The sequence below is a fragment of the Rouxiella sp. S1S-2 genome (assembly GCF_009208105.1).
In the GTDB taxonomy this organism is placed as follows: Bacteria; Pseudomonadota; Gammaproteobacteria; order Enterobacterales; family Enterobacteriaceae; genus Rouxiella.
Genome location: NZ_WFKL01000001.1, coordinates 532,132 through 558,340, shown reverse-complemented (window position 1 = coordinate 558,340; position 26,209 = coordinate 532,132). Strand labels below are relative to the sequence as shown.

Genomic DNA, 26,209 nt, shown 5'->3' with positions numbered 1-26,209 from the left:
AGTATACCCAAACTTTTGCTGCTTATTGGCTGTTGATTAACGTTGGGGTGATAAAAATCACCAATTCGCGACGTTGGTCATGCATAGATTGTTGTTTAAACAGCCCACCTATCAAGGGAATATTGCCTAAACCCGGTACTTTATTCTCTGTGTTTATACCCTGTTGCTGAAAAATACCGCCTAATACCAATGTCTCGCCGTCTTTCACCGTGACTTGCGTTTTAATTTCCTGCTTATCAATCGACAGCGCTTCCCCCTCCGCCTGCTTTATTTTACGCCCCGGCATGTTCTGGCTTATTTGCAGCGCCAGAGTGATGGCGCCATTGGGTAAAATCTTGGGTGTGACCTCCATGCCCAGCACTGCCTCCTTAAATTCGATAGATGTACTGCCGCTGGCACCGCTCGACACCTGATAAGGTATTTCAGTGCCCTGCTTGATGCTCGCGGTTTGCATATTAGCGGTCATCAGACGCGGGCTGGCGATGATTTCAACCTGGTCCTGCTGTTCCAGGGCGCTCAGTTCAAGTGTCAGCAACCTTTCTCCGATGCGCGCCAGCGTAAAACCGGCGCTGAGAATCGGGTTTTCTACCGCCTGCCCAATGCTCACGTCCCCCACCAGCGACGATTTCACCGCCTCTGACGGACGATTTATCCCCCAACGCACGCCCAGCTCGCGCAGGCTGTCGCTGTTCATGGTCACAATGTGCGCCGCGAGCTGAACCTGCTGAATAGGCAAGTCCATCGCCTCGACCCAGGCCTGCGCATTCTTCAGCTCCGACGGTGCATCGCGGATCAGCAGTTGGTTGGTGCGTAAATCGGCGCTGACTATCGCCCGCGGTGAGAGCAAGCTGCCCTTTTGAGCATTAAGCTGCGCAGCCACCGTCGTAACGTCGGCGTGCTTTAGCGCCAACGTTGTGCTCACTAGCGGGCGTGCCAATTTTTGCCGTTCGGCCTGCTCGGCCTTTTTTTGCTGCTGGTGCAGCAGCTCCGACTCGGGAAAGATCATCAACACGTTGCCCTGTCGCTGGCTGGTCAGCTTGCCCATGCGCATTACCACGTCCATCGCCTGCTGCCACGCAATCGCCTTTAACCGCAGGCTCAATCGTCCCTCCACGCCCTGCCCGATGATTAAATTCACCTGTTGATGATCGGCCAGTGCCTGCAGGATCAAGTTTATCGGTGCATCAAAAAATTCGAGATTCATAGGCAACTGCGGTTTTTTGTCGGCGACCTTCGTTGACCTAGGCTGCTCTGTTGCGTGCGCATTCACCATGCCCGCTGCGGCCAGTATCAGACCGACAAGCCCTAACACCCGCCTGATATTATTGTTCTTTAGATTGTGATTCATAGGATTGCCTTGCATGACGGATTGAGCGGTTCATGATTCCGCCAGAGTGAATGTGTGCCGCTGTAACCCGCACTGCGGGTCATCGAGGCTGATAAGCACCTGTTTGTTGGTCACCGCGTCAATACGCCATTTCCCGTCCGCCAGTGTTTGCCCCGACGCGGCTTTAAACCACGTTCCCGCGGAGAGCATTAACCATCCGGTGTAATTGTTTGAATTACCCAAGATGCCTTTGAGCTGTGCCAAATCCTGCCAGCGGTTTTCCTGCTGACAAGCAGTACGCTGTTGGCGAGAAAAAGGGTCTCGGCCGGACGCAGTAGAAAAAATTGTGGCCGCCCGCTTCTGCGCCGCCTTTTCTATTTGCCCGCGGTAGTCCGCCAGCAGCAGCGTCACGTCAAGCAGCGGCGAAGCGCCCTGCGGTTTACTCGTCGCACTTTGCGTCATGCGCAGGTGTTCAATCACCGCCGGTGTCAAGGTGTGGTCAAGTAACGCCTGTAAGAATTGCAACAGATCAGCATAGCGCATTTGCAGGGTAAAGGTTCCGCGCTGGCGCAGCGCATTTTGTGGTGAAGCCTCTGGTGATGCCGGTATCCAGTGCAGTAGCCTGCCACCGGCCGCGTTAAGTGGCGCAAGAATACGCTGTGGCAGCGGCAGCATTGCCATGTCGACTTGAACGATTTTGAGCAATTCAGCCTGCAGTGCAGCGCGTGAGGGTTGACGTAATAGCGTGCGCTGCTGCACCTCAATCATCTGCCGCTGCTGTTGAGCCTGTTCCCGAAGTGTAGTGGCTGACTGCAGCAGGCCGGAAAGCGCAAAATGATAACCCGAGGATATAAAGAGAAGCAGCCCTGTTGCCACACCCAGCGCAATGTGCCAGTCCGGACGCTGCAAGATTTGCCTGACCTGTTGGCGAAATTCCGTTCGCATTGTGTCCCATCCTCTATGGTTTTTCTACGGCGCGCAGTGTGGCATCTAACGAAAAATAGAGATTTTCGTCAGCCAGTTGCTTCACCTCACGCAGCTGAGTCTTAGGCAATACCGCCTCGAGGCGTAATGCTTTACTGAGCGTCAGGATCCGGTTGTAGTCTTGGCTTTGCCCTTCCAGATTGAGCAAGGCCGCGCTTTGGCTCATCTGTTTTATCCAAACGCCCGTGGGAACTGCCGTAGATAAATGCTGCAACAGCTGCACATACTGCACGCTGTGCTCAAACCGTTGCTCGCTCAACCGGTTCAACGTTGCAGCTTGCTGATAGTCGGCTTTCAACGCATTGACCTGTTCTAGCCGAGTTTTCAGCGCGTGGCGATAGTCGCTTAATCTGCCGACATCGATTTCATGCTGGCGAATCTGCCACTGTGCTCGTGCACCCAGCAGCAGCAGCAACAAGACTACGGCAGCCACCCCGGCAAGAATGACAGTGAGCCAAAAGCGATAACGTTTATCGAGCTGCTTCTCACGCCACGCCAGCAGATTGACGCGCAGCGTCATTGATCTGCCGGACGAACGGCCAGACCGGCAGCAAGGGCAAAGGCGGAGGTTTGCAGCGGCAGCGGCGGTGACATTTGTGCAAAGGCGACAAAAGGCGACCAGGCAATCGTACCCTCGGGCGGCGGGTCGTCGAAAATACTGCTGTAATAGACGTTGCCGTCGCAAAGTTTGCCTGCCCGATACTGTTTAGCGAGCGTTTTGGGTAGGTCGTCCGGGCTAGGCACTTCGTCGTCATCCAGCAGGCCAAATTGAAAGGGCAGGCCGTGGGGAGAGGCCCAAAGCCACTCTTTGCTCAGGCGATGCAGCAATAAGGAATCCGCAGGAAGGCCGGCGGCACAGGCGCCTGACTGCAGTGCGCAAGGCGTTAATTCAATGACCTGAGGAAAAAGACCGGCCTGCGCCAAACAGTGCTGCCACTGGGTCAACTCTTCCTGACGCGCGGCGGTAACAATCAGCTGCTGGCTGTCGCAGGAGTCGGCCCGATAGTCCATCACCAGCGACTCTACCGCCAGCGGCAGCTGTTTTGCCGCGCTGGTGCGGATGAAAGCGCTACGATGTGGCTCCCGTAGTCTATTATCAGGAGCGGGAAGGCGAACCTGTATAATTCTCTGTGCGGGAAGACATATCCTTAATGAAATGGTTACGGGTAAACATATTCTCCAGCGTGATAATATGGCGATTAATTGCTCAGTCTCATGTAATATTCCCTGCCGCATGACCTCCTGCGGCAACGGCTGCTGCCACCAATGGCGCAGTTGCCAGCCGTTACGTCGTCGCTGAACGGCGATAGCTCTGGCGTAACCGTTTTGAATATCCAGGCCCACTTGCCATGCAAAGTGTCGCATTTTATTCAACCTCCGTGTTGTTAAGGGTACAACCCACTCCAATTTGGATGGGTATATCTATGTGGCAGGCTTGCTTTTATACTCTGCCTTCGACTACCGTACTGCGCGCGCGGCTGTTTATAAACTGCCCAAATGTCATAAAATGGGAAATATCAGGTGAAGTTCGTAAAGTATTTATTGATCCTTGTAGTGTGTTGCATTGTGTTGGGAGCCGCCTCGGTATATGGGCTTTACAAATATATCGAACCGCAGCTGCCGGACGTCGCGACGTTAAAAGACGTTCGCTTGCAAACGCCTATGCAGGTTTACAGCGCCGACGGCGAATTAGTCGCCCAGTACGGTGAGAAGCGTCGTATTCCTTTAAAGCTGAACCAAATCCCACCGGAGATGGTGCACGCATTTATTGCGACAGAAGACAGCCGCTTTTATGAGCATCACGGTATCGACCCGGTCGGTATTTTCCGTGCGGCTTCGGTTGCCCTGCTTTCAGGCCGAGCCACTCAGGGTGCAAGCACCATCACTCAGCAGCTGGCCAGAAACTTCTTCCTCAGCCCTGAACGTACGCTGACGCGAAAAATCAAAGAAGCCTTTTTGGCTATCCGCATCGAACAGATGATGACCAAAGACGAGATCCTTGAGCTTTATCTCAACAAGATCTATCTGGGTTATCGTGCCTATGGCGTCGGCGCGGCCGCACAGGTCTATTTCGGTAAAAATGTTGATCAGTTAACCCTTAGCGAAATGGCGGTGATCGCCGGTTTGCCGAAGGCGCCTTCGACCTTTAATCCGCTTTATTCTCACGACCGTGCGCTGTCTCGCCGCAACGTGGTCCTGTCTCGTATGCTTGATGAGAAATACATCACTCAGGCACAGTACGATGACGCCCGTCAGGCTCCGCTGATTTCAAACTATCACCCGCCAGAAATTGCCTTCTCTGCGCCTTATCTGACCGAGATGGTGCGACAGGAGATGGTTAAACGTTATGGCGACAACGCCTATAACGATGGCTATAAGGTTTACACCACCATTACGCGCAAAACTCAGCTGGCCGCGCAGGACGCGCTGCGCAACAACGTGATGGCCTACGATATGCGTCACGGCTACCGTGGCCCGTCGAACCAGCTGTGGAAAGTGGGCGAAACGCCTTGGGACCAGAAAAAAATCGTTAACTCGCTGAAAATGCTGCCTGTTTACGGCCCGCTATTCCCAGCCGTTGTCACGCAAATTGACGGCGCACAGGCAACAGCGACGATGGCTAACGGCGACAGCATCACTCTGCCGTTTAGCGGAATGTCATGGGCTCGCGCCTTCCGTTCCGACACCAGCCAGGGACCCAACCCTAAAAAAGTGGCCGATGTGGTTCAGGCGGGTCAACAAATCTGGGTACGTAAAGTGGGCAATGACTGGTGGCTTGGGCAGGTTCCTGAGGTCAACTCGGCCATTGTTTCTCTTAACAACGTGACAGGCGCCGTTGAGGCACTGGTGGGCGGCTTTGACTTCAATCAGAGCAAATTTAACCGCGCCACTCAGGCATTGCGTCAGGTCGGTTCAAACATCAAACCTTTCCTGTATACCGCGGCACTGGACAAAGGACTGACGCTGGCGACCATCCTTAACGACGTGCCTATCACCCGTTGGGATGCCGGTGCAGGTACCGAATGGCGTCCGAAGAACTCCCCAGCAACCTATGACGGTCCAATTCGTTTACGTCAGGGTCTGGGCCAGTCTAAAAACGTGGTGATGGTGCGTGCCATGCGCGCCATGGGCGTAGATTACGCGGCAGATTATCTGGAACGCTTCGGCTTCCCGCCTGCAAACATTGTGCATTCAGAATCACTGGCGCTCGGCTCGGCTTCATTTACACCCCTGCAGATGGTGCGTGGCTACGCCGCATTGACCAACGGCGGTTATCTGATAGACCCTTATTTCATCGCCAAAATTGTCGATGAATCAGGCAACACGGTGTTTGAAGCCAAACCGCGTATTGCCTGTGAAACCTGCGATATTCCGGTGATTTACGGTAACTCGCAAAAAACCGCCGTGCTGTCAGACGACAACGTCGAAAACGTGGCCGTCTCTGAAGAGTCTAAAAACGCGACCGTTCCCCAGCCGCAGCTTGAGCAGGTAACGCCGGGCCAGGTGCAGAGCGACAGCGCGCAGGAGTACGCGCCACACGTTATCAGCACCCAGCTCTCTTTCCTTATCCACGATGCGCTTAACAGCAACATCTTTGGTGAGCCAGGCTGGATGGGCACAGCATGGCGTGCAGGGCGCGACCTTAAGCGTCACGACATCGGCGGTAAAACGGGTACCACCAACAGCTCCAAAGACGCCTGGTTCTCGGGTTATGGTCCTGGGGTGGTGACGTCGGTTTACATCGGCTTTGACGATCACCGTCGTGATTTAGGTCGCACCACCGCATCGGGTGAAATTGACGACCAGCTATCTGGCTATGAAGGCGGCGCGAAAAGTGCTCAGCCGGCGTGGGATGACTACATGAAGACTATTCTGGAAGGTGTTCCCGAGCAGATGCTTAGCCCGCCTCCTGGCATTGTCACCGTGAACATCGACAAACGCAGCGGAAAACTGGCCGATGGTTCGGGCAATAGCCGTCCTGAATACTTCATTGATGGCACCCAGCCGACCGAACATGCGGTCCACGACGTCGGCACCACCATTATGGACAACGGCCAGTCTAAAGAGCTGTTCTAATGCCGTTATGCGACCGTTAGACAACGGTCGCGTTTACCGATAAAAAAAGCCGGACTGAGTGATTTCAGTCCGGCTTTTTCATTCAGGTATCTGCTTCGTTTCGTCGTTACACAGCCTGACGCGTCAAAAAGTCGCGTGCTAAAAACAGGGCGCTTACGTTTCTGGCCTCATTGAAGTCTGGCTGTTGAAGCAGCTCCATCATGCGCGCAATCGGCCAACGCGTCTGCGGCAGTGGCTCAGGCTCATCACCTTCCAGACTCTGAGGATAGAGACTTTTAGCAATAACAATGTTCATCCGGCTGGAAAAGTAGGACGGTGCCATGGTCAGCTTTGCCAGCACTTCAAACTGCTGCGCGCCATAGCCTACTTCTTCCATCAGTTCGCGGTTGGCCGCCTCCAGCACGGTTTCACCCGGGTCAATCAGCCCCTTGGGGAACCCCAACTCATAGCCTTCGATGCCTACCGCATATTCATGAATCAACAGCAGATCGTCGCCAATGATCGGCACGATCAGCACGGCTTCGCGATCCGAAGGGCGCATCCGCTCATACACGCGTTCTACGCCATTGCTGAACGCCAGATCAACCGTCTCGATAGTGAATAAACGAGAGCGTGCTACAGTTTCTACTTTCAGGATCTTAGGTTTTTGCAGGTGCTTATCCATATCGTCCCCAATTTTATTATCCCCTTACGCAGTAAACCTTTACTCTGTCCAACGGCTTTTGCGTCTAATTTAGCCATTGTGCGTTATTGGCGGCCTGCACCGCAATAAGTGATTTAAACCACCCGTTTAATGTATTCCCGCCCTCGTATGGCCGTTAACAGGCAATATCAAATTCAAGCAGCATAAAAAATAGGATTATACCGATACCCACCAGGGGTATAAGATTGTTATGATTTATAGTGGTATGTTCCATTTTGTTCATGCCTGCAGTAGGTTGATTACAATAAAAAACTTTTTCTAGAAAAAAGATTCGTTCGAACAATATTGAATTAAACACCTCTTTTTATTTTGTTTAAATTTTTCAAGCAGATGACTCACACGCAGGAGTCAGAACGGGGATAGGATGAGCACAGTGGTCGAGACGCTGATTTTATTGTGTGCAGTTATTGTCATCGCGGGCCTGTGCCTGGGGTTCATGCTGCGACGCCGCCGATTGGCCTCTTCCAACATGAATTTTTCAAAACCGAATCAGCGCAAGCTTTCCCAACAAGAGCGCGATGCGGTGGAAAGGTATTTCCGTCAAAACGATCCGCTGAGTCAAACCCCCATGACTCACCGCAGCAATTTGATCCTGCAGCGCGACAAACTGGCGTTAACCGCCAAGAGCGAAAGCGTTTATGCCGTTACTCGCGCCATTACCCGCTATGGTCTTGCCAGTGATGACCCTAACAAATGGCGCTATTTCCTCGAAACCACCGAGATCCACCTGCCTTTGTTCTGGGAGCAGTATATTGCCCAGGAAAATCACGTTGAATTAATCAAAACGCAAACCATTCCGTTGGTGATTTCACTCAACGGCCACACGCTGGTTGACCACATTTACGACCGTGCGTCGGTGGCCTCTGCAGTCATCACGACCGCACCGCAAAATGCTTCAATTCGCCCGGAAGAGAACGACAACGTCGAACTGCTCAGCGTGCGTCATGAAACCAAAGAAGAGCATCAGCTGACACAGTCCAGCGGCGTGCGCGAATCAGTGGCGCTGTCGATAACCATGCTTCTGCTGTTTGTTACGCTGATAGGTCCGGCGGCCATTTTGCCATGGATGATGGCCATTATCGTGCTGCTGGTCGCCTGGGTAGGATGGCGGATTATTTCAGAAGCCATGGGTCGACATCGTAAAGAGATCCACTGCCTGCGCGGCATGCCAAAGCGTTGGGGACTGTTCGGAGAGACCAAGCAGGGCGACATCAGCAATATCTCGCTCGGCGTAGTCGACCTGGTCTACCCTACCCACTGGCAGCATTATATTTGCAGTGAGCTGGGGCAGAAGACCAATATCGACGTTTATCTCAATAGCCAGGTGGTACGTCAGGGTCGCTATCTGTCGCTGCATGACGAAGTAAAAAATTTCCCGCTGCAGCGCTGGGGCAGGAATCTGGTCATGACCTGCAGCTCGATGGTTATTTTAGTGGCCATGCTGGCTTATGTGCCTCTCAGCCTGCCGCTGAAGCTTAGCTTTGCCTGGCTGCAGGGCGCGCAAAGCACTCAGGTCAACAGCGTTGCCGCACTGGAGAAAACGCCGCTGCGCGTGGGTGATACGCTGAAAGTTCAGGGGGCGGGCATGTGCTATGTGCCGCCGCGCCTCAACGCCAATAACGCCTCGCCATTTATACCCTTTGACTGTTCGTCGGTGTACTGGAACGAAGCTGCACCGCTGCCAATGCCGGAGTCCGCAACGATTGAAGCTGCCGACGACTTGATTGCCACCGTGCGCAACCAGCTGCACCCTGGCAGTGCGGGCAACGAACAAAATATTAACCCGCAGCTGGCCACCGCGATTGAAAAATCCGGCATGATTTTGGTCGATGATTTTTCGGATATTGTGCTGAAAACTGAAGCGCTGTGCAGCAACAGTGAAGACTGCGTGCGGTTGAAGAATGCGCTGGTCAATCTGGGCAACGCCGACAACTGGGGTACGCTGGTGAAACGTGCAAAATCCGGTCAGCTTAAAGGCATGAACGTGCTGCTGCGACCGGTCAGCGCCGAATCGCTAAGCGAGCTGGTTAACAGCGCCACCACGGCGTTTTATTCACACGAAACGCTGCGCGCGGCAGCGGCACTCAACAGTCCGCCGCCGGGGGGCTTTTTGATAAGCAATGACGAAGGCAAACAGCTCGTGCCTGACGCTCAGCCACCCGTGTCACTTTTCGCTTATAATCCGCTCGAACAGTGGAAGCAGCTGCAAAATCTTTCGTCGATGCTGCTGCACACCCCCTTTTCCGCGCAAGGCGTGATAACCAACATTAGCATTGATGCAAACGGCACGCGGCATATCTCCCTGCACAGCGAGCCGGATATCTCTACGCTGTGGCGCTACTTGGGTACGACTATCTTGCTGATTGTGGTGACGGCAACGCTGCTGATTAACGGCTTTTTGCTGATAAAACGCCGCCTCAACGACAAGCTGCGCCTTGAAAAGATCCGTGCTTATTACAACAACTGCTTTAACCCGACGTTAATCACCCCCACGTCGCACACGCTCGGCTGATTGCGCAAAATATCGCCTCAGGCGAGCCGCAAAATAAAGAGTATAATTCTATGAGCCTCGACCTCGACTGGAAAAATATCGATACCGTACTGCTGGATATGGACGGTACTCTGCTGGACTTGGCATTCGACAGTCGCTTTTGGTTGGAGCAGGTTCCGCTGGCACTCAGTGAGAAACAGCAAATCCCGGTAGAGGAAGCCCGGCAATATATTCATCGTGAATATCTAGCCGTACAGCACACCATGAACTGGTACTGTTTCGACTATTGGAGTAAAAAGCTGGACCTGGATATCTATAAGATGACCACCGACATTGGCAGTAATGCCAAGCTGCGTGAAGACACTACGCCTTTTTTGCAGCAGTTACGCCAAAGCGGACGCCGAACTATTTTGCTAACCAATGCGCATCCGCACAGCCTAGCGGTGAAAGTTAAGCACACAGGTTTAGACCAGCACCTTGATTTATTACTTTCCACCCACACATTTGGTTATCCGAAAGAAGATCAGCGTCTCTGGGCGGCCGTTCAGCAGCAAACCGGGTTTGCTCCCGAAAGGACGCTGTTTGTCGATGACGGTGAACCTATTCTTGATGCGGCGAAAACCTACGGGATCCGCTACTGTCTGGGAATAGAAAATCCTGACTCAACCACGTCGGCGAAGTCATTTAAGGGTCATCCTTCAATCAGTGACTACCGCAGTCTGTTGCCTTTGGGCTAACCGGCGCGAGGTCAACCGATTACACCCTGCCCGAAACGGGAGGAATCATGAAGGCAAAAACACAACAACAGGACGAAAATGCCGTTCGTCTCGACAAATGGCTTTGGGCCGCGCGTTTTTATAAAACCCGCGCCATGGCACGCGAGATGATTGAAGGCGGTAAAGTTCATTACAACGGCCAGCGTGGCAAACCCAGCAAACTGGTCGAGCTTAACGCCGAGATAAAACTGCGTCAGGGAAATGACGAGAAAGTTGTGGTCATACTGGCCGTTACCGACCAACGACGCAGTGCAGAACAGGCTCAGATGCTTTATCAGGAAACGGAAACCAGCGTGGCAAATCGGGAGAAAGTTTCCCAGGCACGCAAGATGAACTCCCTGACAATGCCACATCCCGATCGGCGGCCGGATAAAAAAGAACGGCGCAGCCTGATAAAATTTAAATATAGCGATCCTGAATAATACCCGAGGCCGTTTGCGTTGAAGGTTCAGATCGAAGAGAAGAGAGATTTTTATGGACCAGTTACACCGTTATTTATTCACCCACCACGCCGTGCGCGGCGAACTGGTTTCACTGAGTGAGACCTTTCAGCAAATCGTGGCAGGCCATGATTACCCGCCCGAAGTGCAAAACCTGCTGGGCGAGATGCTGGTTGCGACGAGCCTGCTGACGGCAACGCTGAAGTTTGACGGCGACATTACCGTGCAGCTGCAGGGCGACGGCCCGCTGAAACTGGCGGTAATCAACGGCAACAATCTGCAGGAGATGCGTGGCGTGGCCCGTCTGCAGGGCGACATTGCTGCCGACAGCACCCTGAAACAGATGATTGGCAACGGCTACATGGTTATCACCATTGCACCGAGTGAAGGCGAGCGTTATCAGGGCGTGGTTGGCCTTGAGGGCGAAACCCTGGCCGAGTGTCTCGAAGACTACTTCATGCGTTCAGAACAGCTGCCAACGCGTATCTTCATCCGTACCGGCGAGTCTGAAGGTAAAGCGGCGGCTGGCGGCATGCTGTTGCAGGTTCTGCCCGCTCAGGAAACCGATGCTGAAGAGTTCAGCCATCTTGCTCAACTGACCACCACTATCAAGGCAGAAGAGCTGTTCACTCTGCCGGCCAACGAGGTGCTCTATCGTCTCTACCATCAGGAAGAGGTTACGCTGTACGAGCCGCAGGACGTAAGCTTCAAATGTACCTGCTCACGCCAGCGCTGTGCTGACGCGTTGCTGACGCTTCCAGATGCAGAAGTTTTGGAAATGCTCGAAGAAGACGAGAAAATTGATATGCACTGCGATTACTGCGGCAATCATTATGTCTTTGATGCGATGGATTTAGTGGCAATTCGCGCAGGTGCAAACAGCAGTAATGACAGTATTCACTGATTAATCCCCGCACAAATCTCCAGCAAAGGAGCAGGTAGTTAGCTGCTCCTGTTGCACTCCCCCGTGCTCTACTTCTCAAATCTACCAAAAATGTTCCACCAGCTTCAATTATTTGGTTCCCGTCGTGTAAAACGACTATTGTTCTCCCTACAATGTCGCGCAGACAGACGATGTATATAAAGGAGCAGGGATATGTCTACTACCTCATTTTCAGCCGACGAGCTGGCCCAATATGGGATCTCGCAGGCGAGTGAAGTTATTTATAATCCGAGTTATGACGTGCTGTATCAGGAGGAACTTGCTTCTGGTCTTGAAGGATTTGAACGCGGTCAGTTGACCGAACTTGGCGCCATCAACGTTGACACTGGCATTTTCACCGGTCGCTCACCGAAAGATAAATACATTGTCCGTGACGACACCACGCGCGATACCCTTTGGTGGGCCGATCAGGGCAAAGGTAAAAACGACAACAAACCCCTGAGTCAGGAAACCTGGCAGGCGCTGAAAAAGTTGGTGGGCGATCAGCTTTCAGGCAAACGTTTGTTTGTGGTCGACACCTTCTGCGGCACTAATGAAAACTCGCGCCTGAAAGTACGTTTTGTCACTGAGGTTGCCTGGCAGGCACACTTCGTTAAAAACATGTTCATTCGCCCTACCGATGAAGAGCTGGTTGATTTCAAACCGGACTTCGTCGTGCTGAACGGCGCCAAGTGCAGCAACCCAGACTGGCAAGAACAGGGCCTGAACTCTGAAAACTTCATCGCATTTAACCTGACCGAAGGCGTGCAGCTGATTGGCGGCACTTGGTACGGCGGCGAAATGAAGAAAGGCATGTTTGCGGTGATGAACTATTTGCTGCCGTTAAAAGGCATCGCATCGATGCACTGTTCAGCTAACGTCGGCGAAAAAGGCGATGTTGCCGTGTTCTTCGGCCTTTCCGGAACCGGTAAAACCACTCTGTCGACTGACCCTAAACGCAAACTTATCGGCGATGATGAGCACGGTTGGGACGATGAAGGTGTGTTCAACTATGAAGGCGGCTGCTATGCAAAAACCATCAATCTGAGCAAAGAAGCCGAGCCTGATATTTTTGCCGCCATCAAACGCGATGCGTTACTGGAAAACGTCACCGTTGATGCCCAGGGTATTATCGATTTTAACGACGGCTCCAGAACCGAAAACACCCGCGTAACCTATCCTATTTATCACATCGATAATATCGTCAAACCCATTTCAAAAGCGGGCCATGCCACTAAGGTTATCTTCCTGACGGCCGATGCCTACGGCGTGTTGCCACCGGTTTCGTGCCTTAATGACGAGCAGACGCAGTACTACTTCCTGTCGGGCTTCACCGCCAAACTGGCGGGAACCGAGCGCGGCGTCACCGAGCCAACGCCAACCTTCTCATCCTGCTTTGGCGCAGCCTTCCTCACACTGCACCCGACGCAGTATGCAGAAGTGCTGGAAAAACGCATGAAAGCTTCGGGCGCGAAGGCTTATCTGGTCAACACCGGCTGGAACGGTACAGGTAAAAGAATTTCGCTGAAAAACACTCGCGCGATTATCGATTCAATCCTTAACGGAGATATCGACAATCAGCCAACGACTCAGCTGCCGCTCTTCAATCTAGCAGTGCCGCAGTCGTTGCCGGGCGTTGATGCCAACATTCTAGACCCGCGCAATACCTACGAGAACGCCGAACAGTGGCAAAATAAGGCTCAGGACCTGGCAACGCTGTTTGTTGAGAACTTCAGCAAATATACTGATACCGCGGCCGGTGCTGCATTGGTCAGTGCCGGACCTAAGCTGTAATGGCGACGCTGACGATCCGTAACCTCGACGACGGAGTTAAAGACTTGCTGCGGCTTTCGGCTGCTAAAAACGGGCACTCAATGGAAGAAGAGGCTCGGGTCATTCTTCGCCAGGCGCTACAAGGCAGCCAGCCAAGCTATGGCTTAGGCAGTCGTTTGCAGCAGCGCTTCTCCCACAGCGGTGGCGTAGAGTTGACGGTTCCTCAGCGGAGTAAGCCGGTGGGTAACCGAGACAGCAAAGGATGATTATTCTCGACACACCGGTAATAGTGGAAATACTGCGGCCAAAACCGCACAAGTATTTACTGGGATGGCTGGATGCGCAGGATGCGCAGCAGCTGTTCCTTACCGCCATTTCAGTCGCAGAAATCTTCGCAGGCCTGGAGTCATTGATCGACGGCCAAAAGAAGGCGCAGGTTTCCGCGCTGTTGCTTGAGATGTTAAATCAGGATTTTGCAGGACGGCTACTGGCGTTTGACGCCCAAAGCGCGCTGAACTATGCGCAGCTTTATTCAAGCAATCAAACGCTTGTGCGCCCTTTGAACACCACAGAATTGCAAATCGCGGCCCTTTGCCAGCAGCATCACGCCCGTCTGGCAACCTCCGAGATTGTCCGCTTTGAACAGACGGGCATTGCCCTGCTCAATCCCTGGGAAAACCAGGGCAGTCCGCGCTGGCGCGAAGAAGCCGCCGAATATTTTATAATGAGTCGGAAATCTTAAGGCTTTCGGCCTGTGTAAAACCTTTCCCCCACCCTAACCCTCCCAAAGGTGGAGGGTTCAGCACACGGCCCTCATCAAATGATAGGGGAGCAAACGACGAGTAATCTGCAATTTATTCAACCGTTACCGCTACCGGCGCTTGAACCGCATGTGGCAAATACGCCCTAAACCGTAACCCACCGCGCGGGCTCTTGCCGAGATCGAGCTGTCCGGCGTGCGCATCAATAATACGCTGCACAATAGCCAATCCCAGTCCGGTGCCGCTGATGGTGCGAGCGCTGTCGCCGCGAACAAAAGGCTGGAACAGATGGGCAAGCTGGTCTGGCTCAATGCCCGGGCCATCGTCCTCAACCTGGAACCAGCTGCGATTCAGTTCGTGACCACTGCTGACCTTGATCCAGCCATTGCCATAGCGGGCCGCATTCACCACCATGTTCACCGCGGCGCGCTTGATAGACAGCGGATGAACGTTGACCAGCACCTCGCCTTCTACCAGGTCAGTCTCAATTTCACGCTCATAGCCACTTTCTGCTGCCACCACTTCGCCTAAAATAGAATTGAGATCGCAAATTTCAGTCTGCATCTCCTGCCCGGTGCGCAGATAATCGATAAACTGCTCGATAATTGCGTTACTTTCTTCGATATCTTTGTTAATCGATTCGGCCAGATAGGCGTCCTCAATGCTCATCATTTCAGTCGCGAGGCGAATTCGGGTCAGCGGCGTGCGCAGATCGTGGCTAACGCCCGCCATCAGCAGGGTTCTGTCATCGGCAAGTTGCTTCACGCCGGAGGCCATCTGATTAAAGGCGCGGGTAACCGAGCGCACCTCGGAGGCACCGTATTCGCGTAGAGGCGGAGGAATAATCCCCTTACCCACCTGCAGCGCGGCGTGCTCCAGTTCAACCAAGGGTCGGTTCTGAATGCGGATAAACAGCCAGGCACCGCCGATAGCCAGCAGCATAATCGCCAGCGTATAGCGGAACAGCGGCGAGAAATCGCCCTGATGAATTTCGGTCAACGGCACACGCACCCAGATGTCAGGCGACAACCAGGTTTTGAGCCATACGACCGGCGTATTTTTGTTCACTTCAACGCGAACGTCGGTAGGACCGCCAAGCTGCTGAGCCATTTGCTGGCTCAGAAACTCGTAGTGCTGTGCCCAGCGTAAACCACTCTCTTCGGCAGCAGAGTTGGTATACAGCGAGATGCCCAGCTCTCGGTATATTTCCCGGCGAAACGCCGGCGGCACTTCCAGCAGTGTGCCATCCTCAAGCTGCAGTTTATCGGTCATTAGCATACGAACTTCGTAGGCCAACACTTTATTGAACTGCTGCAAACTTGGCAGAATGGCGAAGTTCAGCACGACTAGATAGGTCGTCACCAGGCTGACAAACAGCAGGGTGACGATTAACAACAAAGTACGGGCAAATGAGCTACGCGGTGAAAAGCGTATTTTTCTCATGCCTTAGTGCCGTCCGGAACGAATACGTAGCCCAGACCCCAAACGGTCTGGATATAACGCGGATGCGCCGGATCTTCTTCAACCATGCGGCGAAGACGTGAAATTTGTACGTCGATAGAACGTTCCATCGCGCTGTATTCGCGACCGCGCGCCAGGTTCATCAACTTGTCACGAGAAAGCGGCTCACGAGGATGGCTGACCAGCGCTTTCAACACCGCGAACTCGCCGCTGGTTAAAGGCATAGGCTCATCTTCACGGAACATTTCACGCGTACCCAGATTCAGTTTGAATTTACCAAACGAAATCACCGCCTCTTCCTGCGAAGGCGCACCCGGCAGTTCATTGGCCTGGCGACGCAACACAGCGCGGATACGCGCCAGCAGCTCACGCGGGTTAAACGGTTTTGGAATGTAGTCATCAGCGCCGATTTCCAGGCCAACGATACGGTCAACTTCTTCACCTTTCGCCGTAACCATAATGATCGGCATCGGGTTGCTTTGACTGCGCAGGCGGCGGCAGATAGACAGGCCATCTTCGCCCGGCAGCATCAGGTCAAGCACCATCAGATGGAAGGATTCACGAGTCAGTAAACGATCCATTTGTTCAGCGTTGGCAACGCTACGAACCTGGAAGCCTTGCTCGGTCAGATAGCGTTCTAAAAGTGCGCGCAGGCGCATGTCGTCATCAACTACCAGAATCTTGTGATTCTCTTGCATTTTCTTACTCCCAAAGGCGCTTATACCCGAAGTCTCTATTGTTAAAAAAGCCGAGATGAACCAACAGCTTTTAATGGTATATATTCTAGTCGAAATTGTAACAATGCTTATGGTTTGCCCAATTTATCAATAATTTTTAGTTAATTCACGCGATCTCGCAGCAAAACGTGCGCCCATTTAGGGGCTGTTCATATCTTTATGCTTTTTACACTTTTCTGCGTGTGTCTTACCGAGCGTGCAAAATCCACTGGATCGGGGGTTCCCCTGAGGTTCTCGGCTGGGGTATTCTGCCCTTGTGCACCAACTTAACTCATAAAAAAGAAGCCGATGAAAACCAAGCTGATAACGCGTGAAGGCTACGAGAAACTGAAACAGGAGCTCGACTTCCTTTGGCGCGAAGAGCGTCCTGATGTCACAAAAAAAGTCACTTGGGCCGCCAGCCTGGGCGACAGAAGCGAAAATGCCGATTATCAATACAATAAAAAGCGACTGCGTGAAATTGACCGTCGGGTGAGATATCTCACTAAATGTATGGAGCAACTGCGCATCGTCGACTATTCGCCGCAACAGTATGGCAAAGTATTTTTTGGTGCCTGGGTGGAGATTGAAAATGACGACGGCGAGACCAAGCGTTTTCGCATCGTAGGCTATGACGAAATTTTCGGCCGTAAAGATTACATCTCTATCGATTCGCCGATGGCCCGCGCACTGCTTAAAAAAGAGGTCGGAGACAGTACGGTCGTCAACACCCCATTGGGCGACGCCGTATGGTACGTCAACGAAATTGACTACCGCCAAACCTCCTAACCTTCCAAGTGTCTCAAAACGCCACTCTACGGGGCCGGATAGCTGGCAATTTTTGCGTTCAAAACGTATAACTGTCCCCTGTTTTCACGTCACCCATTAACGATAAAAACTGATACTCAACTATGAATGATCAACTGAGCCGCATTATCGCGACAGAATTGCAGGTACGCCCGGAGCAGGTTGCCTCGGTCGTCCGTTTACTGGATGAAGGTAATACCGTGCCGTTTATTGCACGGTATCGTAAGGAAGTCACCGGCGGGTTGGATGATACCCAATTGCGTCAGTTGGACAGCCGTCTTGGCTATCTGCGTGAATTGGAAGACCGTCGACAGACTATCCTCAAATCAATTGAAGAACAGGGCAAACTCAGCAATGACCTTGCCAAAGCCATTAACGGCACGTTGAGCAAAACCGAGCTGGAAGACTTGTACCTGCCGTTTAAACCCAAGCGCCGTACCCGCGGTCAGATTGCGATTGAAGCCGGTCTGGAACCGTTGGCCGACCTCTTGTGGCAAGACCCGAGTCATGAGCCTGAACAGGCCGCTGCCGCCTACGTTGACGCAGATAAAGGCGTAAACGACACCAAGGCAGCGCTCGACGGTGCCCGCTACATTCTGATGGAACGTTTTTCCGAAGACGCCGCGCTGCTGGCTAAAGTGCGTGAATACCTGTGGAAAAACGCCCACTTGAACGCGAAAATGGTCGAGGGTAAAGAGCAGGAAGGGGCCAAGTTCCGCGACTATTTCGATCACCACGAACCTATTTCTCAGGTTCCTTCACACCGTGCACTCGCCATGTTCCGCGGGCGCAACGAAGGCGTGCTGCAACTGGCGCTTAATCCCGATCCGCAGTCTGATGAACCCCCGCGCGAAAGCTACGCAGAGCTCATCATCATCGATCACCTGGGTCTGAAGCTTAACAACGCGCCTGCCGACGTATGGCGTCGTGCCGTGGTTAACTGGACCTGGCGCATCAAAGTGCTGATGCACCTTGAAACCGAGTTGATGAGCACCGTGCGTGAACGCGCAGAAGACGAAGCCATTAACGTGTTTGCCCGTAACATGCATGACCTGTTGATGGCGGCACCCGCCGGAATGCGCGCTACCATGGGCCTCGACCCGGGTCTACGCACTGGCGTAAAAGTGGCGGTAGTGGATAACACTGGCAAACTGGTCGGCATCGACACGGTGTATCCGCACACCGGTCAGGCGGCAAAAGCAGCGCAGCAGGTGGCGTCTCTGTGCATCAAGCACAATGTTGAACTGGTGGCTATCGGCAACGGAACAGCATCACGCGAAACCGAACGCTTCTTTATTGAACTGCAAAAGCAGTTCCCGGCAGTCACCGCGCAGAAGGTCATTGTCAGCGAAGCTGGCGCCTCGGTTTACTCGGCCTCCGAACTGGCAGCGCTTGAGTTTCCGGACCTCGACGTGTCCATTCGTGGAGCGGTGTCGATTGCCCGCCGTTTACAGGACCCGCTTGCCGAACTGGTGAAAATTGACCCTAAATCTATCGGCGTGGGCCAATATCAGCATGACGTCAGTCAAAGCCTGTTGGCTAAAAAGCTCGATGCCGTGGTGGAAGACTGCGTAAACGCCGTGGGCGTTGACCTGAATACCGCCTCGGTACCGCTGCTGACCCGCGTAGCCGGTCTAACCCGCATGATGGCGCAGAATATTGTTAACTGGCGCGACGAAAATGGTCAGTTCCGCAACCGCGAGCAACTGTTGAAAGTCAGCCGTCTGGGACCAAAAGCCTTTGAGCAGTGCGCGGGATTCCTGCGCATCAACCACGGTGATAACCCACTCGATGCCTCAACCGTTCACCCAGAGACCTATCCGGTGGTGCAACGCATTTTGGCCGCCACCGAGCTGGCGCTAAAGCAACTGATGGGCGACTCCAACGTGCTGCGCGGGCTGAAAGTCAGCGAGTTTACCGATGAGCGTTTCGGCGTGCCGACGGTGACCGATATTATCAAAGAGCTTGAAAAACCGGGTCACGATCCGCGTCCAGAATTCAAGACGGCGACCTTTGCCGAGGGCGTAGAAACCATGAATGACCTGACGCTGGGTATGGTGCTGGAAGGCACCGTGACCAACGTCACTAACTTCGGTGCCTTTGTGGACATCGGCGTGCATCAGGACGGACTGGTGCACATCTCTTCCTTAGCCAACAAGTTTGTTGAAGACCCGCACACCGTGGTCAAAACGGGCGATATTGTCAAAGTGAAGGTGATGGAAGTCGACCTGCAGCGTAAACGCATCGCTCTGACCATGCGTCTTGACGAACAGCCGGGCGAAGGACCTGCGCGTCGCAGCAGTGCGCCAGTGGCTCCTGCGGCAGCGAAAGGCCGTGAAGCCCCCAAGCGCGGCGCAGCACCTGCTGCTCGCGGTAACGCCAGCAGCGCGGGCAATAGCGCAATGAGCGATGCCCTTGCCGCCGCGTTGGGTAAAAAACGCTAACCGTTAGACACCTTCTCCTTCGGGAGTTAGCCAGAATAGGGGAGCAGCAATGCAGTGCTCTCCCCTCTCTTTCCTTATATTTCCTTATTTGCGCTGAATTTTCCCTGATTCCCGTCCGATACCTGCGCCACGTCAATAAACCCTTCCCTGCTCGGGATTAGCATACTCACGCACCGAAACTATCAGCCTACCCTCTCTAAAATCGAAGCCTGTTTTGGTAATGATTATTATTAGTCTTTTTATTCAAAAAGATAGCGTCACCTGCAAGATGTCTGCTACTGGCTCATCGCGAGCCTCAAGAGGTTCAACATGAAATTTCTAACTCAGCGCAGTTATAAAATCGTCGGATTTTCCCGTGATATCAGCCCCGCCTATCGACAAAAGCTTCTCTCACTCGGCATGCTGCCCGGCTCGCAGTTTAACGTGCTGCGCGTTGCGCCTCTGGGTGACCCGCTGCAAATCGAAACACGCCGCACCAGCCTTGTGGTGAGGAAAAAGGATTTGCAGTTGCTAACGCTCCTGGAGGTTACGCCATGAAAGCGCTGACGGTTGGCCTGATAGGGAATCCTAACTCAGGTAAAACGACGTTGTTCAATCAGTTGACCGGTTCGCGCCAGCGCGTAGGAAACTGGGCCGGTGTTACGGTTGAGCGTAAAGAGGGTGAGTTCGAGACGACTCACCATCGCGTCAAGCTGGTTGACTTACCCGGCACCTACTCGCTGACCACCATCTCAAGCCAAACGTCACTTGATGAACAAATTGCCTGTCACTACATTCTGAGCGCCGACGCCGACCTGCTCATCAACGTCATCGATGCTTCAAATCTCGAACGAAACCTCTACCTGACGCTGCAACTGCTTGAGCTTGGCATTCCGTGCATTGTCGCACTCAACATGCTCGACATCGCCGCCACGCAAAAGATAGATATTGATATCAATGCGCTATCTGCACGACTTGGCTGCCCGGTGGTGGCGATGGTGTCGACCCGCGCCGACGGCATCGACGATTTAAGAAACGCCATTGATTCGCTTCCCGAACCGGTTCCACTACAACGCATTAATTACGCCCCTGCACTATTGCACGAGGTGGTACGCTTAGCCGAAGCTATGCCGGAAAAACTGTCCCGCCAGCGCCGTGAATGGCTGGCGGTGCAAATGCTTGAAGGCGATATTTACAGCGCAACCCATGCCGGAGAGGCCCGTTTACTGCTGCCGGATATTCATCGCAAGCTCGCTGAGTCCGGTATCGAAGACCCGGCGCTGGCCATTGCCGAAGCGCGCTATCAGTCAATCAACACTATTTGCGCCAGCGTCAGTAATCTTCATTTAAGTCAGCCGCACGGCCTGACTCAGAAGCTGGATAAAATTATCCTCAATCGCTTCCTCGGCGTGCCCATTTTTCTGCTGGTGATGTACCTGATGTTCGTGCTGGCGATTAACATCGGCGGCGCGCTGAAACCGCTGTTTGAAATTGGATCGGCTACTATTTTTGTTCAGGGATTACAGTGGATTGGCTATACGCTGCACTTCCCTGTCTGGCTGACACTGTTTCTTGCCCAAGGCGTTGGCGGCGGGATAGCCACGGTAATGCCGCTGATCCCGCAAATCGGCATGATGTATCTGTTTCTCTCATTTCTTGAAGACTCAGGATATATGGCGCGTGCGGCCTTTGTCATGGACCGTCTGATGCAGTCGCTGGGACTGCCCGGCAAGTCTTTCGTGCCGCTGATTGTCGGTTTTGGCTGCAACGTGCCGTCAATTATGGGGGCACGCACGCTCGACGCACCGCGCGAACGCCTGATCACGGTAATGATGTCACCCTTTATGTCGTGCGGCGCCAGGCTGGCCATTTTTGCCGTTTTCTCGGCCGCCTTTTTTGGGCAACAGGGCGCATCCGTGGTCTTCTCGCTCTATCTGCTGGGCATTATCGTGGCGGTGTTGACCGGTTTAGTGATGAAACACACCCTCATGCGTGGCGAGGCGTCCCCCTTTATTATGGAGCTGCCGGTTTACCATATTCCGCAGTTGAAAAACCTGCTGCTGCAAACCTGGCAAAGGCTGAAAGGTTTTATTCTGCGGGCCGGTCGCGTGATTGTTATTGCCTGCGTATTTATCGGCGCCCTTAACAGTTTCTCATTCAGCGGCAATCCGGTTGACAGCATCAATGACTCAGCATTGGCCAGCGTAAGCAAAGTCCTGACGCCCGTTCTTACCCCTATGGGCGTACATCCTGATAACTGGCAGGCAACCGTCGGGCTGGTCACCGGTGCAATGGCCAAAGAGGTGGTAGTCGGCACGTTAAATACGCTCTACACCGCCGAGCAGCTCAAAGCCGAACCGTTTGACGCCGAACATTACCAGCCGTTAACCCAGCTGCGCGGTGCGGTGGCCGAAACCTGGGAAAGTCTGGTCGATACCCTGAGTCTGCGTACCCTGTCCAATCCTATCGAAGCCAGCAAAGGCGACGGCGAGATGGCCGCCAGCGCCATGGGCGTAATGAGCGCCAAATTCGGTACCGCCATTTCAGCCTACAGCTACCTGATTTTTGTGCTGCTTTATGTACCGTGCGTCTCCGTAATGGGGGCCATTGCCCGCGAAACCAGCCGTAGTTGGATGACTTTTTCCATACTTTGGGGATTAAATGTTGCCTATTCGCTGGCGACCCTGTTTTATCAGGCCGCAACGTTGAGCCGTCATCCGCTGCAAAGCCTGACGATTATCGCCGCCGTACTGCTGGTTAACACACTGATACTGATTGGCCTGCGCTGTTCAAGAAGTCGAGTCGCCGAGGGGGTAGCAAACGCATCCAACAAGGCATTTATTATCCTGAAACCTGCGCCGTCGGGCGGATGCAAAGGCTGTGCAGAAGGCAAGAAATGCGGCATGCCTTAAATAACACAAACATAAGCGGGTAAAAGCAGCGGTTGCGCTGTTGTAAGCAGAGTCCAGCCGCTAAGATTGGGCGTGACCGGCAGCCTGGAGTCAAAATGATCGACAGTGAAATTACCTTCCGCAAGCTTGAGGTTTTCCTGGTTTTTATGGAAAAGCTGAACATTGCCCGCACCGCTGAACAGCTGGGACTGAGCAGCGTCAGCGTTCATCGCGCGTTGCATTCGCTTGAAGAGGGGCTGCGCTGTCCGTTATTTATTCATCGAGGGCGTAATCTGCTGCCGCTGCCCGCCGCCGATACTTTGCAACAGCACGCTATTCAGGTGATTGAGCAGATGGAGTCAGGCATACTTGCGGCGCAGCGCACCGCAGGTTTTGGTGAAAAACGCATTCGTCTCGGCACGCTCTATTCCCTGACGCTGGAAACCATTCCGCGCCTGATTATGGGCCTTAAAATCCGTCGTCCCGATCTCGAGCTGGAACTGATCATGGGTTCCAATGAAACGCTGCTGTCGCGACTCGCCGCTCAGCAGCTTGATGCGATTTTAATTTCTACCAGCGACTCATTCATTGATGAGCACCTTTACGAAAGCCTGCCGCTGTTCAATGATGATATTTATCTGGCGGTACCGGCCGACTCGGCGCTGGTCACCGAAGGGACGGTCGATTTACGCGATTTTAGAAAGCAGAAATTTGTCTCGCTGGCCGAAGGTTTTGCAACTTATCACGGGTTTCAGGAGGCATTTCAGATTGCAGGATTCGAGCCGGATATTGTGACGCAGGTGAACGATATTTTCTCGATGCTCAGCCTGGTTCAGGCCGGCATGGGCTGTACGCTGATCCCCGGGCGGATGAAAGGCGTCTATGCCGACACCGTTAAACTGCTGCCGCTGGCGGAACCCTATCAAATGCGCCAAACCATTGCGCTGGTGTTTGCCCGCAGCCGTGAACATGATCCTAACCTGCTGGCGCTGGCCGCCGAAAGCCGTATGTACGCGCGCAGCCATCCACAGAAAAACAGTTAGTTTTTGCCTGGCACACCAGAAGAGATCAGCGGCGCTCAAGCCTTTGCGCCAGTGTGTTGACCTCCTCGACGGCCGACTGGCTTAAGGATAGCGCGACCCCCTCAGTCATCACCCGCTTGGTGAGTCCAGTCAGCACCGATCCCGGCGGCATCTCGACCGCCAGCCGCACTTCCCGCTGGTATGCCGCCACCATGGCATCAAACCAGTTAACCCGCCGCGCCATATTAAACGCCAGATCATCAGCGATTTTTTCAGGTTGCCAGTAGACACGCGCACTGCTGCCGCTGAGATAGCCACAGTCTGGCCGCGTGAAAGTGACGGCACTTATTGCTTCGGCCAGCCTGGCCGCCGGCTTTTCTAACAACGAACAGTGTGAAGGCACACTTACCGCCAACGCATGACTTTTATGCGCTCCCTGCAGAGCGGCTAGCGCGCGCACCTTCTGCATTGCCTCGTCGCTTCCCGCAATCACCAGTTGGTCTTCAGCATTGATATTGGCTAAAAATACCGGCATCTGTGGCGAATTAACCTGACTTATCAATTTTTCAATCTGCTGCTGACGCAACCCCACAATCGCCGAGAGGCCAAACCCTTGTGGATAAGCCTGTTGCATCAGTTCACCGCGCAGCGCGACCAATTTGACCGCGTCATCAAACACCAGCGCGCCACAGACTACGGCGGCGGGAAACGCACCAATCGACAGACCACTAACAAAATCAGGCAGCACGCCGCTGGCGCGAAGATGTTCAGCCCAAATGACACCGCCGACCAACAGGCAAAGCTGCACCTGACGCGTTGACAGCAGTGCCTCGGCGCCGTCGAGCGTGAGAACGTCTTGCCCCAGCGCCGCGCTAGCGCGTTCGAGGTAGTCGAGCGTCATAGGCGTCTTCGGCAATTGATGCAGCATGCCAGGGAACTGCGGTCCCTGTCCGGGGAAAGTGAACAGTATTTTCATCCGGTTTTTTGCTCCTCGACGAGCGGGAGCCACGGGTTATCGACCCTAAATGGCCCGCCGTCAGTTTTTAACATCACACGAGTGTCGCGCAGCCATTCGCTTAAAGAAAATCCGCCCTGTGGCGTGTTGACCTGCACATCTGCGCGACACGGCAAGCGCGACAGCTGGTGATAGAAATCGCTGAATGCCTCCCGCGGCTGCGGCGTGTCGCAGCGGATCAGTAAATCAAGGTCGCTGTCGGCATGCATCACGGGAATATCCGTTGCCAGCGCATAGCCACAGCTACCGGTCACCCCCCAAATCCACGGCAGGCGCATCTCGATAAGGGTGATCAGTGCCTGAACGGGCTGTTGGGACACAAAAGCAGAACGCAGCAGAATATTACTGTCCGTCACCAACGATTCTGGCGTGACAATTCGGCTGACGTCTGCGGGAGAGATCCATGCCGCGGCGCGCTGACTGCGACTCATGCCACGTACGCCAACCGGCAACCGTTGCTCATCGCTCAAATCGCGGCGCACGACAAGCGGCAAATGCGTTTGCCAGCCCGCGCTTACCCACGCGGGCAATGCCTGCCCTGTTGCCGCCACGGGGCGTTGTCTGCTCCACACCAAATCATGAGCACGAGGAAAATCCATTATTTTTCCCTATAGCTAAAAAGAGAGCCGTTAATGCATTGAAGCCGTCAATGATATAAACAGCGGTAAGGTCAGAATAGCCAATATCGAGCTAATCAACAGCGACGCCTCGGCGTCGGGCGACTGAACGCCAAAGCGGTTGCCGAACACGATGCCAAAGAACCCCGCCGATAGCGCAATCATCAATACAGCTGTAATGGCCACTTCGCCACTGATACCGAAGGCCATCACCAGTCCCAAAGCAATAAATGGCTGAATCACGTTTTTTGTCAAACAGGCGATGAGCACCGGCGCATTGATTTTCAACTTACGCGCCGACAGGATAACCCCGGTAAGAAACAGCGCCGACGCCGTGGCCGCTAGACCCAAAGGCTTGATTGAGGCCAGCACGATATCCGGCATTTTTACGCCAATAGCCGACAGTACAACCCCGAGCAGCGGTCCCCAGACAATCGGTTTTTTAATCGAACGCCACATCAGAATCGGCAACATCGTCAGCGCCGAACCGTGGGATTCTCCACTTTCGCGCGCCTTCTCCCGCTCTAAAATTAGCAGACAAAACGGCGTCATCAGTACAGAGCCGCAGGCAATCGACACCGCCACCGACAGCGACGTTCCGGCATTTTCCCCCAATACGCTGCCAAGAATGGGCAGTCCCAACGCCGCATAGTTTGGCAACGCCACGGTCAGCGTCAACACCGCTGCATCCTGCGGCGACTTTTTAAAGACGTTGGTGCAGAGAAAATACAGTGCGGCGTAGGTTATCCACATTGTCAGTACCAGCAGCAGGATCAGCGGACTTTGCGCAACAATACCTAGCCACGGCGTTTGCACCGTGGCGGTAAACAGCGCCGCCGGGAGCGCAAAATCCATTACAAATACGTTTAACAACGAGACATTCTGATTCTCAACCATTTTCGCTTTCCCGGCAAAATAGCCAAGGATCATAATCACGAAAATAGGCGCGAGCGCGTGCAAGATCACATAAGTCATAGTGGGATACCTGAGGTTAGAATTATTG

The 26,209-nt window shown here is 53.7% G+C and carries 23 protein-coding genes; 13 read left to right on the top strand and 10 right to left on the bottom strand.

Features of this window, described 5'->3' with window-relative positions; genetic code table 11:
* Positions 1-22: 22 nt before the first annotated feature.
* Genes hofQ through pilM form a run of 4 tightly spaced genes read right to left on the bottom strand, consistent with a single transcriptional unit; the run spans position 23 to position 3,676 of the window.
* On the bottom strand, positions 23-1,348 hold the full coding sequence (hofQ, locus tag GA565_RS02535) for a DNA uptake porin HofQ (protein WP_226950894.1): 1,326 nt from the start codon (positions 1,346-1,348) through the stop codon (positions 23-25).
* 30 nt (positions 1,349-1,378) lie between these two features.
* Complete coding sequence (locus GA565_RS02530) at positions 1,379-2,272, bottom strand: hypothetical protein (RefSeq protein ID WP_152197256.1); 894 nt, start codon at positions 2,270-2,272, stop codon at positions 1,379-1,381.
* Between the two features lie 13 nt (positions 2,273-2,285).
* On the bottom strand, positions 2,286-2,831 hold the full coding sequence (locus tag GA565_RS02525) for a PilN domain-containing protein (RefSeq protein WP_152197255.1): 546 nt from the start codon (positions 2,829-2,831) through the stop codon (positions 2,286-2,288).
* Positions 2,828-3,676, bottom strand: coding sequence for a type IV pilus biogenesis protein PilM (pilM, locus tag GA565_RS02520; protein ID WP_152197254.1), 849 nt, complete (start codon positions 3,674-3,676; stop codon positions 2,828-2,830). Before pilM ends, GA565_RS02525 begins: the two co-directional genes overlap by 4 nt.
* A 156-nt stretch (positions 3,677-3,832) precedes the next feature.
* Between pilM and mrcA the strand changes: the two genes are divergently transcribed.
* A complete protein-coding gene (mrcA, locus tag GA565_RS02515) occupies positions 3,833-6,388 on the top strand; it encodes a peptidoglycan glycosyltransferase/peptidoglycan DD-transpeptidase MrcA (protein WP_152197253.1) in 2,556 nt (851 codons plus the stop codon).
* Positions 6,389-6,494: 106 nt separating this feature from the next.
* Here the strand turns inward: mrcA and nudE are convergent, their stop codons facing one another.
* Positions 6,495-7,052, bottom strand: a complete 558-nt coding sequence (nudE, locus tag GA565_RS02510) for an ADP compounds hydrolase NudE (RefSeq protein WP_152197252.1) — start codon at positions 7,050-7,052, stop codon at positions 6,495-6,497.
* 403 nt (positions 7,053-7,455) lie between these two features.
* Here nudE and GA565_RS02505 point away from each other — a divergent pair, with 403 nt between their 5' ends.
* From GA565_RS02505 to GA565_RS02475, 7 genes are all read left to right on the top strand, one after another.
* Positions 7,456-9,603, top strand: coding sequence for an intracellular growth attenuator family protein (locus GA565_RS02505; RefSeq protein ID WP_152197251.1), 2,148 nt, complete (start codon positions 7,456-7,458; stop codon positions 9,601-9,603).
* Between the two features lie 50 nt (positions 9,604-9,653).
* The gene (gene yrfG / locus GA565_RS02500; RefSeq protein ID WP_152197250.1) at positions 9,654-10,319 is read left to right on the top strand and encodes a GMP/IMP nucleotidase; all 666 of its coding nucleotides are present in this window, start codon (positions 9,654-9,656) and stop codon (positions 10,317-10,319) included.
* A gap of 47 nt (positions 10,320-10,366) precedes the next feature.
* Positions 10,367-10,780 (top strand): ribosome-associated heat shock protein Hsp15, encoded by a 414-nt coding sequence (gene hslR, locus GA565_RS02495; RefSeq protein WP_152197249.1) that lies wholly within the window; start codon positions 10,367-10,369, stop codon positions 10,778-10,780.
* A 52-nt stretch (positions 10,781-10,832) separates the two neighbouring features.
* Entirely contained in the window at positions 10,833-11,702 is an 870-nt protein-coding gene (gene hslO / locus GA565_RS02490; RefSeq protein ID WP_152197248.1) for an Hsp33 family molecular chaperone HslO, read from the top strand.
* 192 nt (positions 11,703-11,894) lie between these two features.
* Positions 11,895-13,514: a phosphoenolpyruvate carboxykinase (ATP) gene (gene pckA / locus GA565_RS02485; RefSeq protein WP_152197247.1), complete on the top strand. Its 1,620-nt coding sequence runs from the start codon at positions 11,895-11,897 to the stop codon at positions 13,512-13,514.
* Entirely contained in the window at positions 13,514-13,759 is a 246-nt protein-coding gene (locus GA565_RS02480; RefSeq protein WP_152197246.1) for a plasmid stabilization protein, read from the top strand. The genes pckA and GA565_RS02480 overlap by 1 nt, the downstream gene beginning before the upstream one ends.
* Complete coding sequence (locus GA565_RS02475) at positions 13,756-14,235, top strand: type II toxin-antitoxin system VapC family toxin (RefSeq protein ID WP_152197245.1); 480 nt, start codon at positions 13,756-13,758, stop codon at positions 14,233-14,235. The genes GA565_RS02480 and GA565_RS02475 overlap by 4 nt, the downstream gene beginning before the upstream one ends.
* 112 nt (positions 14,236-14,347) lie before the next feature.
* Here GA565_RS02475 and envZ read toward each other — a convergent pair whose 3' ends face one another.
* Together envZ and ompR are read right to left on the bottom strand one after the other, a co-directional pair.
* The gene (gene envZ / locus GA565_RS02470) at positions 14,348-15,697 is read right to left on the bottom strand and encodes a two-component system sensor histidine kinase EnvZ (protein WP_152197244.1); all 1,350 of its coding nucleotides are present in this window, start codon (positions 15,695-15,697) and stop codon (positions 14,348-14,350) included.
* Positions 15,694-16,413, bottom strand: coding sequence for a two-component system response regulator OmpR (gene ompR, locus GA565_RS02465; RefSeq protein WP_055776081.1), 720 nt, complete (start codon positions 16,411-16,413; stop codon positions 15,694-15,696). The genes envZ and ompR overlap by 4 nt, the downstream gene beginning before the upstream one ends.
* A 327-nt stretch (positions 16,414-16,740) precedes the next feature.
* Here ompR and greB point away from each other — a divergent pair, with 327 nt between their 5' ends.
* From greB to GA565_RS02440, 5 genes are all read left to right on the top strand, one after another.
* On the top strand, positions 16,741-17,220 hold the full coding sequence (greB, locus tag GA565_RS02460; protein ID WP_152197243.1) for a transcription elongation factor GreB: 480 nt from the start codon (positions 16,741-16,743) through the stop codon (positions 17,218-17,220).
* A gap of 122 nt (positions 17,221-17,342) precedes the next feature.
* Positions 17,343-19,682 (top strand): Tex family protein, encoded by a 2,340-nt coding sequence (locus tag GA565_RS02455; RefSeq protein WP_152197242.1) that lies wholly within the window; start codon positions 17,343-17,345, stop codon positions 19,680-19,682.
* Between the two features lie 309 nt (positions 19,683-19,991).
* Positions 19,992-20,219, top strand: coding sequence for a ferrous iron transporter A (gene feoA / locus GA565_RS02450; protein WP_152197241.1), 228 nt, complete (start codon positions 19,992-19,994; stop codon positions 20,217-20,219).
* Positions 20,216-22,573, top strand: coding sequence for a Fe(2+) transporter permease subunit FeoB (feoB, locus tag GA565_RS02445; RefSeq protein ID WP_152197240.1), 2,358 nt, complete (start codon positions 20,216-20,218; stop codon positions 22,571-22,573). The genes feoA and feoB overlap by 4 nt, the downstream gene beginning before the upstream one ends.
* Before the next feature lie 95 nt (positions 22,574-22,668).
* Positions 22,669-23,595: a LysR family transcriptional regulator gene (locus GA565_RS02440; protein ID WP_152197239.1), complete on the top strand. Its 927-nt coding sequence runs from the start codon at positions 22,669-22,671 to the stop codon at positions 23,593-23,595.
* Between the two features lie 25 nt (positions 23,596-23,620).
* Here GA565_RS02440 and mdcH read toward each other — a convergent pair whose 3' ends face one another.
* The 3 genes from mdcH to GA565_RS02425 are packed head-to-tail and all read right to left on the bottom strand — an operon-like array spanning position 23,621 to position 26,181.
* Entirely contained in the window at positions 23,621-24,550 is a 930-nt protein-coding gene (mdcH, locus tag GA565_RS02435) for a malonate decarboxylase subunit epsilon (RefSeq protein WP_152197238.1), read from the bottom strand.
* Positions 24,547-25,188, bottom strand: a complete 642-nt coding sequence (locus GA565_RS02430) for a malonate decarboxylase holo-ACP synthase (protein WP_152197237.1) — start codon at positions 25,186-25,188, stop codon at positions 24,547-24,549. The genes mdcH and GA565_RS02430 overlap by 4 nt, the downstream gene beginning before the upstream one ends.
* A 30-nt stretch (positions 25,189-25,218) precedes the next feature.
* Positions 25,219-26,181: an AEC family transporter gene (locus GA565_RS02425; RefSeq protein ID WP_152197236.1), complete on the bottom strand. Its 963-nt coding sequence runs from the start codon at positions 26,179-26,181 to the stop codon at positions 25,219-25,221.
* Positions 26,182-26,209: the final 28 nt, after the last annotated feature.